Below are 14,680 nucleotides of genomic sequence, written 5' to 3' on the forward strand. Positions count from 1 at the left end.
GTGCTCATCGGGTTCCTGCTCGCGCTGGGTTGCTCGGTGTGCTACGGCACCGCCACGGTATTGCAGGCGGTGGCGACGCGGTCGGTGGAACCCGCCAGCAAGTCGGGTGTCGACGCGGTCCTGCTGATGCGGGCCGTGCGGCAGTGGCGCTACATCGCCGGTATCGGCCTTGACGTCCTCGGGTTCCTGCTTCAAGTGATCGCGCTGCGGTTGGTGCCGATCTATGTCGTCGCGGCGGCGCTGGCCGCCTCGATCGCGGTCACCGGCATTGTGTCCGCGTGGGTGTTGTCGGCGCGCCTTTCACGGGCCGAGTGGGCGGCCGTCAGCGTGGTTTGCGTGAGCCTCGCGGTGCTGGCCTCCGCGGCCGGGCCGGGGCATTTTCGGCACGCCCCCGAGGGACTCGGCTGGGCGCTGATCGGTGTGGTCGCCGCTTTGTTCGTCGTCGGTGCCGCCGCGGGCCGGTTGCACGATCGCGAGCGCGCGCTTGCGCTTGGGCTTTGCGCCGGAAGCGGATTCGGGGTGGTGGAGATCGGCGTGCGGCTGATCGACGTGATCGACCCGACCAAGGCCGCCTTCTACACACAGCCGGCCGTGTACGCCGCGGCCGGTGGCGGCGCCGCCGGATTCCTCTTGCTCACATCGGCCTTGCATCGCGGATCCGTGACCACCACAGTGGCCGCCATGGTCGTCGGTGAAACGATCGCTCCCGCGATCGTGGGAGTCGTCTGGCTGGGTGACACCGCTCGCGACGGTCTCGGCTGGCTGGTGATCGCGGGATTCGTTGTGGCCGTGTCCGGAACACTGGTATTGGCCCGGTTCGGCGAGGCGCCCACGCCGGCCGAGTCCGGTTGAGTCATTTCCGATATAGCGGCCCTGAGTGACGACCGAGCCCAGGACGCCGACGACGCGGGTCAGTTTGCGTGGGCGGTCCAGCCGGGCCGGAGCCTGGGCATGCGAAAACGGCTAGGGGCCAACCCGATTGCGCCACACGGCCCGTTACAGACCGGCTCCCGCTAGTCATCCTCGGCCACGTAACCAGGCGCAAAGCCGGGCGCCACGTGCCTGGCGGATTCGCTGATGCCGATCCGGTTGTGCAGCCAGGCCAGCGGTTTGGGGGTCCACCAGTTGGCCCGGCCCAGCACGTGCATGAAGACCGGCAGCAGTACGGTGCGTATCACGGTGGCGTCGATGAGCACGGCCAGGGTCAGTCCGAGCCCGAACATCCTCATGAACGACACCTGCGAGGCGGCCAGCGCGGCAAACGAGATTGACATGACCAGCGCGGCGGCGGTGATCACGCGCCCGGTACGGGCCACGCCCAACGCCACGCTCGCGTCGCTGGCGTCGCTGCTACGGGCCGATGCCAGCCAGTACTCGCGAATCCGTGACGCCAGGAAGACCTCATAGTCCATGGATAGGCCGAACGCGATGCAGAACATCAGCACGGCCGTGTTGGCGATCAACGTTCCGGTAGACGTGGTCCCCAGGGCGTCAAGGTGGCCCTCTTGGAATATCCATACCAGGGCACCGAACGTCGCCGTCAGCGATAACACGTTGAGGATCAACGCCTTGAGCGGCAGCACCACGCTACCGGTAAGCGAAAACAGCAGTACGAAGGTGACGACAGCGATAAACCCGACCGCCAGCGGCAGGCGCGAGGTGATGGCTTCGACGCTGTCGCGGTCGGCTTGCGCGAGGCCGGCGAGCTGGACTGACCGGCCACCGGGGGCCGGTATCGTGTGTAACCGGTCGAGTTGGATGTCGGAGGCTGACGAATTCAACGGCGCGGAACTGACGACGGTCAAAAATGCACTGCCGCCGGCGATCCCAGTCGCGGCCGCCGGTGGCCCAACTTCGTGCCCATCGATGAAGGTGCCGGCCGGAGCGGCTACCGCAGACACGTCGGGCACCCGAGACAGGTCGGCAGCATAGCCGTCAAGGTCGGCCGGATCCAGGTCGCGCGCGTCGCGGATGACGACCTGTATCGCCGGCGCGGAATCGTTGGCGAAACCGCTGCGCAGCTCGTCGCCCACCTGATGGGCGGACGCAGAGCGCGGCAACAGGCGGTCGTCGGAATAGCCCCACTTCACATGCAGGAATGGGAACCCCAGCAGCAGCAGGACGGCGAGCGCTGCCAGACCGATGGGCACCGCTCGGCGCATCACCAGCTTGGTTGACCGGTACCAGAACAGCTGCTCTGGTCGTCGCGGCAGCGGATCGGGTCGATGCAGCACCCGACGTGCCAGCCGACGAACATCCAGGGAGTCCAGCCGAGGCCCCAGTGCGGCAATCGCTGCCGGGGTCACCATGATCGCCGCGAGACTCGCGAATGCGACGGTTGCAACTCCGGCATAGGCGAACGATCTCAAGAAGTACATGGGGAACAACAGCATCACGGCCATCGACAACGCGACCGTAGTCGCGGAGAAGAGCACGGTTCGCCCGGCCGTGGCCATCGTCCGGATCAGTGCGTCGTTGGGAGTGGCTCCTTCGGCCAGCTCGTCGCGGTAGCGGCTGATGATCAACAGCGTGTAGTCGATGGCCAGCGCCAGGCCCAGCGCGGTGCTCAGGTTGAGCGCCAAAATCGAGACGTCCGTGGTGAAAGTCAGCAACCGCAGTATCGACATGGAACCGACGATGGCGATCAGCGCCACGGCGATCGGCAACGCTGCCGCGAGCAGTCCACCGAACACCCACACCAGTACGAGGAAGCTCAACGGGATTGCGATGGACTCCATCAACGCCAGGTCGCGTTGGGTTTGATCGTTAACCTGCGCGTAGACCATCGCCATACCCCCGGCGCGCACGGCGACCCCGTCCCGGTTGCCGCCCACTTGATCGGACAGCGCTTTTGCGTATTTCGGTGCATTGTTTTCTCCGCCCTTGAGGTTGGCCACGATCAGGCCAGACTTGCCGTCCTTGCTGACCAGCCCGGCGGCGGCCTGTGGTGCCGCGGTCCACAGGGAGGACACGTTGAACACGTAAGGGGATCGCAGCAGGTCGTCGACGATATCGGTGCCGACCCGACGCGCTTGATCGCTGCGGGCGCCTCCGGGCGCGGTCACCATGAACAGCAACTGCTGATCGCTTTGACCGAACTCGTCGGCCAACAGCCCGCTGGCCTGGGCCGACTCCGATCCCGGAGCCCGCAAGCCGCCCACCGACAGACTCTGAACGACCGGGGCGCCAAAGACCGCCGCCCCGATAAAGAACACCACGGAAACGGCGATGACCCGCCGCGGCGCGGCGATCGCCAACAGCGTGATCCGGTGCAGCATGCAGTGTCCTTCCGAGGTTTGTCGCCCGGACTTCGCCCGACGTACCCTCCTTAGATCCTGCGCTCCCGAGCGACAACCCTCGACGAGGAGGTCACCGAATTGTTGACCCTGGCGAAATGGTGGAAGCCCGCCTTAGCGGCCACCGAACAGTTCCACGAGATTGCGCCCACGCCCGCCGAGTCCCGTTAAGTCAGATCGTCACGCTATAGCTCGTGCCGCGCGGTTCACGTGCCCACAGCACCCCGCCCTGCGCGGTGACGCCGGCGGCGATCAACTCCCGCTTGAGGATCTTGTTGGTGGCGGTTGCGGGCAGGTCGTCGTTGATGCGGACGTAGCGCGGCCACGCCTTGGGCGACAGGTCGGGCTGTGCGGCGAGGAATTTCTCGAAATCGGCCGGCTGTAACGGGGTTTCGTCACGGAGCACGAGGGCCGCCATCACCTGGTCGCCGACCCGCTCGTCGGGCACGGCGTAAACGGCGACCTGGCCGACCTGCGGCAGCCGTTCCAGGATCCGCTCGATCGGGGCCGCCGCCAGGTTTTCACCGTCCACCCGCATCCAATCGGCGGTGCGGCCGGCCAGATAGATCCAGCCGTCGGCGTCGCGGTAGGCCAGATCGCCGGACCAGTACATGCCGTGCCGCATGCGCTCCGCCGTCGCGGCGGGATCGTTGTAGTAGCCGGTGAACGGGCCGGCGCCCTGGGTGTTGACGAGCTCGCCGACGGCGTCGTCGAAGTTGGTCAGTGCGCCGTGTTCGTCGAACCGCGCGACGGCGCACTCTTGCAACGTGTTCGGGTTGTAGATGCTGACGCCCGGGTAGGGCTTGCCGATCGAGCCGCGCGGGGCGCCGTCCTCGCGCACCACGATCACCGCGAACTCGCTGGAGCCGAAGCTGTCGATGACTCGGCATCCGAAACGCCTTGCGAATTCGTCGATGTCGCGATCCGTCGCCTCGTTGCCGAACGCGACGCGCAGGGGGTTGTCGGCGTCGTCAGGACGTTCGGGCGTGGCAAGGATCAGCGCCAGCGGCTTGCCGACGTAGTTCAGGTAGGTCACCTCATAGCGGCGCACGTCGTCGATGAAGCGTGACGGCGAGAACTTGGCCGGCGCCATCGTGGCGCCGCTTCCGATGGCGACCGCCCACCCGGCGGCGATGCCGTTGGAGTGAAACAGCGGCATCGACAGGTAGCAGACGTCCTGGGCGGTGACGTCGTACTGCCAGATCAGGCTGGTCCCGCACATGATCGCCATGCCGTGCGCGAATCGCACGGCCTTGGGGACGCCGCTGGTGCCGGAGGTGAAGATCATCATTAGCGTGTCCGCGGCGGTGACCTCGCGATGCGGAATGAGGGCCGGCGCCGCGGCCACCGCCTCGGCGTAGCGCGTCGAGCCCACGTCGATGATTTGAATTCCGTTGAGCGCCAGACCGTCCAGCAGGGACAGGTGCTCGCGGTCGACGAGGAGGATCTGGCAATCGGAGCGCCGGATGTCGGCGAGCAGGCCGGCCCCGCGCCGGGTGGTGTTGATCCCGCACAACACGTAGCCGCCCAGCGCGGCGGCGGCCATGGCGCGCAGCATCGCCGGCGAATTGGTGAGCAGCGCGCCGACATGCAGCGGACGCGCCGGGTCGGCGAGGCCGATGAGCGCGGCCGCCTCGGCCTCGGCCTCGGCCAGGTGTTGCCGCCAGGTCCAGGTCCGGTCGCCGTGGATAACCGCGGGGGTGTCGTCATTCCGGCGCCGGCGCAGCAGCTCCTGCACTGTCTCGGTCATCGGGTGGTGGCCTCCGCCCGCACCGTTGCGCCGGTCATGCCGGCCGGTATTTCAGCAAGGTGATTCCGCCGTCGAGATCGTAGAACACGGGGGTGACCCGCATTCCGATCCGGATATCGCCCGGATCGACGTCCACTAATTCGGTGCTGATCCTCGGCCCGGCGTCCCACTGGACCACCGCGGGCAGCTGCGGCACCGCGTCCGCCCAGGGCGGACCGGTGGGCCGGCGCGCGACGGTGAACGTGTACAGCGTTCCCGCGCCGTCGATTTCGCGCCATTCCAGGTCGTCGGCGAGGGTGCCCGGGGCCAGGGTGCGCGGGTAGAAGACGTGGCGTCGCAGCGACGGTGAGAACTGCACCAGGATTCGGTGCTGGGCCAGGGCGTCCCAGAAGGGCCGGGACACGGGTGTGGGCTCGGGCACGGGATATTCGGCGGTCACGCTAGTCCCCCCGGATCAGCAGTGCGACCTGCTCGCTCATGATTCCGCCGTTGCCGGTGACGAATCCGACGTTGCAGTCGGGCACCTGCGCGTCGCCGGCCCGGCCCATGATCTGGCGCGTGCCGTCGACGACGTGGTGCATGCCGCCGGCCATCCCGGCCTGACCGAAGGACAGTTGACCGCCCGCCGTGTTGAGCGGAAAGTCGCCGCGGTAGGTCAGATCGCGGCCGGTAATCCAGGACATGCCTTGGCCTTTGGCGCAGAAGCCGGCGTCCTCCAGGCTCATCAGCACCGTGATGGTGTAGCAGTCGTAGATCGAGGCGACGTCCACATCGGAGCGGCTCAGCCCCGCCATCGCGAACGCCTTCTCGGCGGCCCGCGCGATGGGCGTGCGCATCAGGTCCTCGGCGTAGGTGGGCGTCTTGAACGCGATGTGCTCACCGAAGCCCTTGATCCACACGGGGCGGTGACGGCCGCGGCGCGCGACGTCGGCATTGGCGACCAGCACGCCGGCTCCCCCGTGCACCCGCATCACCGTCTCGAGCATGTGGATAGGGTCGGCGATCATCGGGCTGGACAGGACGTCGTCCACCGTGATCGGCGTCCCGTGGAACACCGCGCCCGGATGCGCGCACGCGTTGGCGCGTTGGTCGACCGCGATCTTGGCGACGGCGGCGGCGTCGTAGCCGAACTCGGCCGCGTAGCGCTGAGCGATCTGCGCGTACGGCGCGTTCTGGCCGACGTTGCCGTAGGGGATCTCGAACTCGGCCTGCGGCGAGCCGTAGGTGTTCGACGACGCCCCATACCAATTCGGCGCGGGCGGCGGGCGCCGTTGGGATTGCGGCACCGAGGCCGATCCGGGGACCACGGCCAGCGCCGCGTCGCAGATGCCGAGCTCCACGGCGGCCGCCGCGCGCCACACCATGCCCGCCGAGGTGGCGCCGCCCAAATCCACTCGCTCACCGAAATCCAATGCCATACCGAGGTATTCGCAAAGCGTGGCCGGCGCGAACATCGCGGATTCGGCCACGCCGTGGGTAAGTAGGCCGTTGACGCAGGCGGGGCCGACGCCGGCGTCCTCGATGACCAGCTTCGCCAACAACGCGTACTGGTCGAGGGTGAACCGCGGCGGCCCGCTGGGGCGCTTTTCGGCGGGCAGCTCGGCGATCCCGATGATCGCCGCTTCGCCGCGCAGCCCGGTCACGATGGCGTTCCGCGCCGGGGCAACTCGACGGTCGCCGTTCCGGGCATCAGCACGTTGTCGTCTCGGCGGCCAGCGATCTCGAGATCCAGGAGTCCCGCGCCGTTCTCGGCGAGGCGTTTGCCCGTGACCTCGCCGCCGAAGCTGAGCGGCTGGCCGGGGTATGCGACGGCCCGGTTCTGCACCGAGAAGGACACCAGGCGGCCGCGTCCGCCGATCCAGTCGCCGATCGCGCGGGCCAGCAGCGCCGCCTGCAGCGGGCCGTGGACGAGCACGTCGTCGTAGCCCTCGACGGTGCGGGCCCACTGTTTGTCGTAGTGGATGCGGTGGCCGTTGTAGGTGGCGGCGCTGAAGAAGAACAGTTGCGTTTCGTCGACGGTGACCGTGAGCGTTGGCATCCGGTCGCCCACCGCGACGTCCTCGTAGAACACCTGCCGGCCTTCCATTGGTGCTCCTAGGGTCGCGCGATCATCGACGTCGACGCCTCGGCCACGAGATCGTCGTGCTGGTTTCGGTACACGGTGTGCCAGGTGACGAGCACGAATCTGCCCGACCGGCCCTGCTTTTCGACGATGGATTCGATGGTTCGCACCATCTCGATCTCGTCGCGGTGGTAGGCCGGCAGGTGGAAGGTGAAGCTCTCGCCGCCGGCCATCCGCTTGGGGGCGCGCGGAAAAGCGAGGCTGCCCGAGGCCGCTCCGGAGGATCCGTCGGCCCGCAGCCCGTCCAGGCGGGTGACACCCAGCACCGCGTATTGCAGGAACAGCGGGGGGCAGATGATGTCGCGAAAGCCGTTGGCCCGGGCGTACTCCGGGTCGAACCACAACGGGTTGTGGTCACCGACCGCCGCGGCCCAGCGCTGCCAGTCGCGCCGGTTCACCTCGCCGCTGGCGGACGCGGCGACGGCGCCCACCCGCGACGCCGACTCGGCGTCGATCAAGGTTTCCTCACTCATCGGCGCCCTCCTGAAGGATCGCTTCCAGCCACCCCGCGGCGGTGTCGGCTCCGCCGCCGAGCGTCGAGCCCAGCCGCGCCCGTTCGCTCCACAGGTGCAGGTCGGTTTCGGTGACATAGCCCATCCCGCCGTGCAATTGGTGGGCGTCGAGGGTGATCAGCCGGGCCGCGGTGGCCGCGTGCATGCGCGCGATCGCCGTTTGCCGGGTCGCCACGTGACCGCGGGCCAGCCAGAACACCGCGGAGTGCGCGGCCAATCGCGCCGCGGCCAAGGCGATGTGCATGTTGGCGATCAGGTGCTGGGCCGCCTGGAACGAGGCGATCGGGCGGCCGAACTGGTGACGCAGCTTGGTGTATTCCACGGTGCGGCCCAGCACGGCCTGCCCGACCCCGACCAGGTCGAGGGATCCCAGCGCCACCGCGGTGTTGGCGACGCGGCGCAGATCCCGCGGGTCGGCATCGCCGAGCAGCGCGCCGGCGTCGACGACCACGCCGTCGAAGCGCAGCGTGCACGCCCGGTGCCCGCCGGCCGTCGCGAGCGGCTCGATGCTCAGGCCGCCCGCGTGCGTGTCCGCGACGAAGGCGCGCGTGCGCTCGCCGGCGGCGGCGGACACCACGACGACGTCGGCCAAGTCGGCGTCGGGGACGTAGTCCACGGTGCCGGTCAGCCGCCAGCCGCCGGTCGAGTCCGGTTCGGCGCGGAGCACCGGCGCGATGACGGCGGCGTCGCGGGCGTTGCACAACGCGGTGGTGCCGCGAATGCCGCCGCTCGTCAGCCGCGGCAGCCACTCGGCCTTGGCGCGTTGGGCGCCAAGCTGATCGACCGCCAACACGGCCGCGATCGTGCTGTGCGCCGTCGTCGGGCACAGCGCGCGCCCGGCCTCGGTGTAGAACACGGCGAGATCTTCCAGGGAGCCCCCGGACCCGCCGTGCTCGAGGGCGACGGCCAGCCCGAAGACACCGGCGTCGGCCAACGCCTTCCACAGGGCGGGGGCGCTTCGGTCGGTCCCGGGTTCGCTCAGGCCGCGCACCAGGCCGATCGGGCTCTCGGCCGACAGCAGCGCGCGCAGGGTCGCGGCGAACTCGCGCCGCTCGGCGGTCGGCCTAACGTCCATATGACGGCATCCCGTGGCCGCGCTGGGCGATGATGTCGCGCAGGACTTCGTTGGTGCCCCCACCGAAACGCATCAACGGGGCGGCCCGGTAGAGCCGCTCGAACTTGCCGCCCAACGGCGCATCCCGGCTGCGATGCGCCAGCAGGCCGTCCGGCCCCAGCACATCGAGCGCCAATTCGGCTATGCGCTGGCGCAATTCGCTGGTGAAGACCTTCTCGACGCTGACCTCCACGGTCGGGATGACCCCGCCGTCCAGGATGGACGCGGCCTCGTAGCCCATCAGCGTGGCCGCCTCCACGTCTGCCTCGGCCCGCGCCAGGCGGCGGCGCAGGGCCGGTTCGTGCGCGGGCATCGTCCCGTCCCGGCGCGGCCGGAGCGCCAGTTCGTGCAAGTCGTCGACGGCGCGGCGCAGATCGCCGGCGTTGGTCAGCGCACCTCGTTCCAGGTCGAGGGCGCCGGTGATGTAGGTCCAACCCCGGTTGACTTCGCCGATCAGGTTGGTGACGGGGACGCGCACGTCGTCGAATCGCACCTCGTTGGTGCGATAGCCGGACCACGCGTAGAGCGGGCGGATCGCGACGCCCGGGCTGTCGATCGGCACGATGATGACCGAAATCCCGCGATGGCGCGCGGCATCCGGATCGGTGCGCACGCACAGCCATTCGTGGGTGGCGCGCTGGGCGCCGCTGTTCCAGATCTTGGTGCCGTTGATCACCCAGTGCTGCCCGTCGAGGGTGGCGCGCGTGCGCAGGCTGGCCAGGTCGGTTCCCGCGTCGGGCTCCGAATAGCCGACGGCGCAGACCATTTCGCCCGTGGCGATCCGCGGTAGCCACTCGGCCTTGTTCCGCTCGGTGCCGTGGCGCATGATCATCGGCGCCACCGAGGTGACCGTCAGGTCGGGTCCGGGCACGCCCCAATATTCGAACTCGCTCATCAGCAGGTGCTGATGCACGGCGCCGAGGCCGAGCCCGCCGTACTCGCGCGGCCAGTTGAGGCCGAACCAGCCCTTCTCGCCGACCTTGCGGCGAAACCGGGCCACCTCGCCGTCGGGGAATTCCAGGTCGTGCTGCGCTAGTTCGGCCCGCAGCTCGTCGGTGACGTGCTCCTGGAGGAATCCGCGAACCTCGGTCAGCCACGCGCGTTGCGCGGCGTCGAGCTCGAAATCCATCCCGGCCCCTTTGCCCCAGATGAGTTATGTGCCCTCTCAGTGTGCTCAGCCACCATCGGCACCGCCAGATGCCGTTCCCATTGGCCGGGCGTCGATCGCTGCTGACGACCGTCATTGACGCCCGTCAACGAAAGGGGTAGTTTCGCTCGCATGCCTTCGACGACGTCGGTCATGAGCGCGCGGGAGGCGCAGCGGCTGCAGACGCGGGCGCGCCTGTTCGATGCCACGGTCGCCGAGATCGCGCGCTCGGGATTGGCGGGCACCGACGTCGCCGCGATCGCTTCGGCGGTGGGGGTGGCGCGGGGCACGTTCTATTTCCATTTCCCGACCAAGGAACACGTGCTGGCCGAGCTGGAACGCGACGAGGAGTCCAAGATCGTCGCGATGCTGGCCGCCGAAACCGGCGCGCCCGGCGACCTGAGGGCGATGCTGACGTCGCTGGTGCGCCAGGTGCTTGCGGCCGAGGAGCGGCTCGGGCCGGTCGTCTTCAGGGACATGCTGGGGCTGCACTTCTCGGCGACGCGCCCCATCGAGGACGAACTCGGTGAGCACCCGCTGGCAGAGTTCGTGATCGCCGCGATCGCCGAAGCGCAGGCCGCGCAACGGGTGTCGCCCGATGCGGACGCCGGTGAACTCGGCGTCATCTTCCTGACCGGCCTGTTCGCATTGCTGGTCACCACAGCAACGGCACCGCGGTCACGTGCGGCGCTCCTGGATCGATACGTCAAGACCATCGTCAACGGAATGGAGGCGTCATGACCAGCACGGCCATCGAGGAATACCGGGACTTTCTGGTACGTCGGGACGGCGACGCGGATCTGCTGCATCGCCGACTTTCCAGCCGGGAGGAATTCTTCGGGTCGCTGACGGCCGACCCGATTCGCTCCAGCCGGCACATCGATCAGCGCGTGTTCCTGCGAAACCTGCGCCGCCGCCGACCCGAGTCGGGGCTGCCCCGCGAGATGCTGTTCCTGTTGGCCACCGCGAAACTGAACCAGGCGGAGCGATTCGGCGTGGACCTGGGCGATACGTACGGACGGATCGGCGGCGCGGACCAGCCGCCCGAGCGGGTGTATCTGGCGCTCGAGGAGCACTACCACACCCGCCTGCTGAGCTACGTGTTGGACATGTTCGGGCTGCCGTTCCAGGTCGTGGTGCCGCCGTTCGTGATGCGGCAATTCGTCAAGATGGAAGTTTTCCTGCCCGAACGCATCGGATTCCCGTTCGTCGGCGCGGGAGAGATGGCGGGCTGCATCATGTTTGACGAGTTGCGCCGGGTTGGCGTCGAGTTGTTCGCCGACGAGCCGGACGTGGCCGCGCGGATCGATCGGCTCTACACCGAGATCCTCACCGACGAACTCGGCCACGTCGGCTACTGCGCGGCGCGCTGCACCCGCTCCGAGCGGGCGTTAATGCGTTGGCTTTACCCGCTTTTCGGGCGCCTGTTCGCGCGGCAGACCGCGGAGATCAGCCTGATCACGGATCCCGCGAAGCTGCACGCGCGGCTGCGCGAACCCTTCGACGTCGACGGGCTGGCCGCCGGCGTGCCCAACGAGACGTTCGTCGCCGTGCGCCCCTGATCGGTAACACGCGTTCACCGGATGTAAAAACGCTGTCAATCTCCCGTAAAAACGCTTCGCCCACATCGCGGATACATGGCCGGGCTGCGAGAATTTTGCTCAGCCCCCACGCGTAGAGGAAGAAGCCATGCCCACCCTTGAGACACGCCTCCGCCAGGAGTTGCGCGATTGCGCCCTCGAGCTGCGGCAACTCGCCTACACGGTGCCGCACGGGGTCGGCGAGCACGCCCTGCTTCAGCTGTCGGACCGGATGCGCGCCGCCGCCGAACAGGTGGTCCGCAAGGGCGCCTAGGTTGTTGCCCCAGGGCTTTCGGTGTGAGCCCAGGGTTTTGGGTGTGAACGTAGGGCGGGAAAATCGCGATTTGGCCGCCCCGGCTACACACTGAAAGCCGCCAGTACACACCCCAACCCGCGATCGATCAGCCGCCCCTGAGCCGAATCTTCCAGCGCACGAAGCCCAGGTACACGGCGCTGAGCAATACCAACATGCCCATGTCGAACCACCATGCGCCGGCCGTGTGACGCCAGTGCGAGTCGTGCGGCACCGACGGGACTTTGTCCTGCAGGCTGAGCAGGTCAACGGTGGACGCCGACGTGGCGAAGCCCCATCTCGCCGGTGTGGCCCAAGACATTTGGTCCAGGCCGACCCGATCGGTCACGGGGATCATGCCGCCGGAGAACACCAGCTGCGACATGACCGCGACGACCAGCAGGGGCATGATCTGTTCGTTGGACTTCGCGATGGATGACAGCACCAGCCCGAGCATCGCCGAGGCGACGGTCGTCATGGCGACGTCGACGAACAGCTCCAGGTTGGGAATGCCCAACGCCACCGCACCCTGCGTCGGACCGCCCTTCCCGACGATCGCGATGACGGTGACGATCGCGGACTGAATGACCGCGAACACCGTGTACACGAAAACCTTCGCCAACAGGTACGCCGACGTCGACAGGCCGACCGCCTGCTCGCGCAGGAAGATGGCGCGCTCGCCGATCAGATCGCGGATCGTCAGCGCCGTTCCCATGAACACCGCGCCGACGTTGAGCAGCACCAGAATCTGCCCGGGCTCGGTGGGCGCGGCGCCCATCGGGTCCGGTCTGCCGAAGCCCACATCGCCGGGCACCGACATCGATAGCGAGCCCATGATGAACGGCAGCAGCGCCAGGAAGACGAAATAGCCGCGGTCGGACACGATCAACCGCACCTGCCGCCGCGCGATCGTGGAGAACTGCCGGAACAGGCTGGTGTGCGACGGGTCGCCAATTTCGGCCGGTTTCTCCGCCGGCGGCGGCGGTGGGGGCGGGCCCGTCCGCGCCAGGTAGCGCGCCTTGGCGCCGTCGGGGTCGCCCGCGACCGTGCTGAAGATGTCGGCCCAGTTCGTGGTGCCCATCGCGGAACCGATTTGGCTCGGCGGCCCGCAGAATGCGGTCTTTCCGCCGGGCGCCAGCAGCAGGACCTGATCGCAGACGTCCAGGTAGGTCAGCGAGTGGGTGACCACGAGCACCACGCGACCGGCGTCGGCCAGCTGCCGCAGCATCGTCATCACCTGTCGGTCCAGGGCCGGGTCCAGGCCGGAGGTCGGCTCGTCCAGGATCAGCAGCGACGGCCCGGTCAGCAGCTCCAGCGCCACCGACGCGCGCTTGCGCTGGCCGCCGGACAGCTTGTCGACCCGGGTGTGCAGGTGCTGGGTCATCTCGAGCTCCTCGAGCACCCGGGCCACCACCTGCGCACGGTCGTCCTTGGTGGTGTCGGGTGGCAGCCGCAGCTCGGCCGCATACATCAACGCCTGCTGCACGGTCAGCTGCCCGTGCACCACGTCGTCCTGCGGCACCATCCCGATCCTGCTGCGCAGCGAGGCGTATTCCGCGTGAACGTTGTGCCCCTCGAAGGCCACGGTGCCCTTGGTCGGGTGCGTGTAGCCGGCCACCAGCCGCGCGAACGTCGATTTTCCCGCGCCCGACGGGCCGATGACGGCGGTCAGCGTTCCCGGCTGGGCGCCCAGCGAGATGTCGTCGAGCAGGACCTTGTTGTTCTCGATCGTCCACGTCACCCCGCGCACGTCGAGGCCGCCGCCGCGCGTCGCGGTCGCGGTCTCATCGCGGCGCGCCAGCGTGCCGCCGGCGAAAACGAGGTCGATGTTGCCGATCGTGACGACGTCGCCCTCGTGCAGCACGGCCGTTTCCACCCGGGCGCCGTTGACGAAAGTTCCGTTGATGCTGCGGTTGTCGTGGATCTCGGTGCCCTGCGGCGTCGGAATCAGGGTCGCGTGGTGGCGCGACGCCAGCACCTCGGGAATGACGATGTCGTTGTCGTTGGCCCGGCCGATCTTGACCGCGCCGGGCATCGACACCAACCCGGTTCGGCCGGGCCGCAGGATCTTCATCATCGACGTGGCGATATTGGCGGCATCGGGGACGCGGCCGGTCTCGACGCCCGCCGGCTCGGCGACGCGGCCGGTCTCGGACTCCGCCGGCGGCACCTGCATGGGTTGTGCCCGGTAGATCTTTGGCGCCTGCAGCGGTTCGCTCGGCGCTCCCGTCGGATGTCCGCCGCTCGGCTGCCACGGCTGCGGCCCGGTGGGCGGATGAATTGGCTGCGGCCCGCTGGGCGGGTGGATCGGCCGGGGCGCGCTCGGCGGATGTGTCGGCTGGCGGACCGGGGCCGAGGGCGACTGCGGGGGTTGGCCCGGCCAGTGCGGGCTGACGTGCTGTGGCTGGCTCTGGGACACGGGGGCGCTCGGTGTGCTCGCGGTGTAAATCGGTATCGACGTGGTCAGGGGCGGCCGCCCGGCCGAACCCTGGTGGCGGCCGACCTCGAAGGTCAGCGCGGGACCGTCCGGGTTGCCGATGTTGACCCGCAGGCCGTCCTGGATGTCGACGACCGGCACGCGACGGTTGTGAACGTAGAGCCCGTTGAGGCTGCCGTTGTCGATGGCCATCCATCGTCCCTGGTCGAAACGCACGATGAGGTGCGTCCGGGAGATCAGCGGGTGTGCGACGCGGACGTCCGCGCGAAGATCACGCCCGATTACGACGTCGGTGCCTGCTGCGAAGGTGCGCTCCGATCCCTCGTACCGCACGGTCAGCACTGGCGGGGCTGGTGGGCTCACGATGACCAACTGTATCGGCAGCGGGCCCGATTGCAGGCCAAGTGCTCAGCGCCTTTCACGGCCTCGG

General features: G+C 68.6%; 13 protein-coding genes. 4 read left to right on the forward strand and 9 right to left on the reverse strand.

Translation table 11 applies throughout. From position 1 onward, the window contains the following. Entirely contained in the window at positions 1–852 is an 852-nt protein-coding gene (locus AC5Y2S_RS25095; RefSeq protein ID WP_499906554.1) for a DMT family transporter, read from the forward strand. Between the two features lie 161 nt (positions 853–1,013). Here the strand turns inward: AC5Y2S_RS25095 and AC5Y2S_RS25100 are convergent, their stop codons facing one another. The 8 genes from AC5Y2S_RS25100 to AC5Y2S_RS25135 all read right to left on the reverse strand — a co-directional run bounded on the left by AC5Y2S_RS25100 (position 1,014) and on the right by AC5Y2S_RS25135 (position 9,923). Continuing rightward, a complete protein-coding gene (locus AC5Y2S_RS25100; protein WP_499959078.1) occupies positions 1,014–3,278 on the reverse strand; it encodes an MMPL family transporter in 2,265 nt (754 codons plus the stop codon). 190 nt (positions 3,279–3,468) lie between these two features. Continuing rightward, complete coding sequence (gene fadD1 / locus AC5Y2S_RS25105; RefSeq protein WP_499959079.1) at positions 3,469–5,046, reverse strand: fatty-acid--CoA ligase FadD1; 1,578 nt, start codon at positions 5,044–5,046, stop codon at positions 3,469–3,471. A gap of 34 nt (positions 5,047–5,080) precedes the next feature. Continuing rightward, on the reverse strand, positions 5,081–5,485 hold the full coding sequence (locus tag AC5Y2S_RS25110; protein ID WP_499959080.1) for a Zn-ribbon domain-containing OB-fold protein: 405 nt from the start codon (positions 5,483–5,485) through the stop codon (positions 5,081–5,083). 1 nt (position 5,486) lies between these two features. Further along, a complete protein-coding gene (locus AC5Y2S_RS25115; protein WP_499959082.1) occupies positions 5,487–6,689 on the reverse strand; it encodes a thiolase family protein in 1,203 nt (400 codons plus the stop codon). After that, positions 6,686–7,132: a MaoC family dehydratase gene (locus tag AC5Y2S_RS25120; protein WP_499959083.1), complete on the reverse strand. Its 447-nt coding sequence runs from the start codon at positions 7,130–7,132 to the stop codon at positions 6,686–6,688. The genes AC5Y2S_RS25115 and AC5Y2S_RS25120 overlap by 4 nt, the downstream gene beginning before the upstream one ends. 8 nt (positions 7,133–7,140) lie before the next feature. Next, positions 7,141–7,641, reverse strand: a complete 501-nt coding sequence (locus AC5Y2S_RS25125) for a MaoC family dehydratase (protein WP_499959084.1) — start codon at positions 7,639–7,641, stop codon at positions 7,141–7,143. Then, positions 7,634–8,755: an acyl-CoA dehydrogenase family protein gene (locus AC5Y2S_RS25130; RefSeq protein WP_499959085.1), complete on the reverse strand. Its 1,122-nt coding sequence runs from the start codon at positions 8,753–8,755 to the stop codon at positions 7,634–7,636. Before AC5Y2S_RS25130 ends, AC5Y2S_RS25125 begins: the two co-directional genes overlap by 8 nt. After that, a complete protein-coding gene (locus AC5Y2S_RS25135; protein WP_499959086.1) occupies positions 8,745–9,923 on the reverse strand; it encodes an acyl-CoA dehydrogenase family protein in 1,179 nt (392 codons plus the stop codon). The genes AC5Y2S_RS25130 and AC5Y2S_RS25135 overlap by 11 nt, the downstream gene beginning before the upstream one ends. Before the next feature lie 150 nt (positions 9,924–10,073). Here AC5Y2S_RS25135 and AC5Y2S_RS25140 point away from each other — a divergent pair, with 150 nt between their 5' ends. The 3 genes from AC5Y2S_RS25140 (at position 10,074) to AC5Y2S_RS25150 (ending at position 11,795) form a co-directional block, all read left to right on the forward strand. Further along, positions 10,074–10,682 carry a TetR/AcrR family transcriptional regulator gene (locus AC5Y2S_RS25140; RefSeq protein WP_499959087.1) on the forward strand — a complete coding sequence of 203 codons (609 nt, stop codon included), beginning with the start codon at positions 10,074–10,076 and terminating at the stop codon, positions 10,680–10,682. Continuing rightward, on the forward strand, positions 10,679–11,503 hold the full coding sequence (locus AC5Y2S_RS25145) for a hypothetical protein (protein ID WP_499906618.1): 825 nt from the start codon (positions 10,679–10,681) through the stop codon (positions 11,501–11,503). Before AC5Y2S_RS25140 ends, AC5Y2S_RS25145 begins: the two co-directional genes overlap by 4 nt. Positions 11,504–11,630: 127 nt before the next feature. Further along, positions 11,631–11,795 (forward strand): hypothetical protein, encoded by a 165-nt coding sequence (locus tag AC5Y2S_RS25150; protein WP_197508680.1) that lies wholly within the window; start codon positions 11,631–11,633, stop codon positions 11,793–11,795. Positions 11,796–11,922: 127 nt separating this feature from the next. Here AC5Y2S_RS25150 and AC5Y2S_RS25155 read toward each other — a convergent pair whose 3' ends face one another. Beyond that, positions 11,923–14,622 (reverse strand): FHA domain-containing protein, encoded by a 2,700-nt coding sequence (locus tag AC5Y2S_RS25155; RefSeq protein WP_499959088.1) that lies wholly within the window; start codon positions 14,620–14,622, stop codon positions 11,923–11,925. Between the last annotated feature and the right edge of the window lie 58 nt (positions 14,623–14,680).

The organism is Mycobacterium sp. NGS69 (assembly GCF_059812165.1).

Coding starts and splice junctions, on each gene's coding strand:
- AC5Y2S_RS25100 (WP_499959078.1), bottom strand. CDS start 3,278: ATGCTGCACCGGATCACGCTGTTGGCGATCGCCGCGCCGCGGCGGGTC.
- fadD1 (WP_499959079.1), bottom strand. CDS start 5,046: ATGACCGAGACAGTGCAGGAGCTGCTGCGCCGGCGCCGGAATGACGAC.
- AC5Y2S_RS25120 (WP_499959083.1), bottom strand. CDS start 7,132: ATGGAAGGCCGGCAGGTGTTCTACGAGGACGTCGCGGTGGGCGACCGG.
- AC5Y2S_RS25125 (WP_499959084.1), bottom strand. CDS start 7,641: ATGAGTGAGGAAACCTTGATCGACGCCGAGTCGGCGTCGCGGGTGGGC.
- AC5Y2S_RS25130 (WP_499959085.1), bottom strand. CDS start 8,755: ATGGACGTTAGGCCGACCGCCGAGCGGCGCGAGTTCGCCGCGACCCTG.
- AC5Y2S_RS25135 (WP_499959086.1), bottom strand. CDS start 9,923: ATGGATTTCGAGCTCGACGCCGCGCAACGCGCGTGGCTGACCGAGGTT.
- AC5Y2S_RS25140 (WP_499959087.1), top strand. CDS start 10,074: ATGCCTTCGACGACGTCGGTCATGAGCGCGCGGGAGGCGCAGCGGCTG.
- AC5Y2S_RS25145 (WP_499906618.1), top strand. CDS start 10,679: ATGACCAGCACGGCCATCGAGGAATACCGGGACTTTCTGGTACGTCGG.
- AC5Y2S_RS25150 (WP_197508680.1), top strand. CDS start 11,631: ATGCCCACCCTTGAGACACGCCTCCGCCAGGAGTTGCGCGATTGCGCC.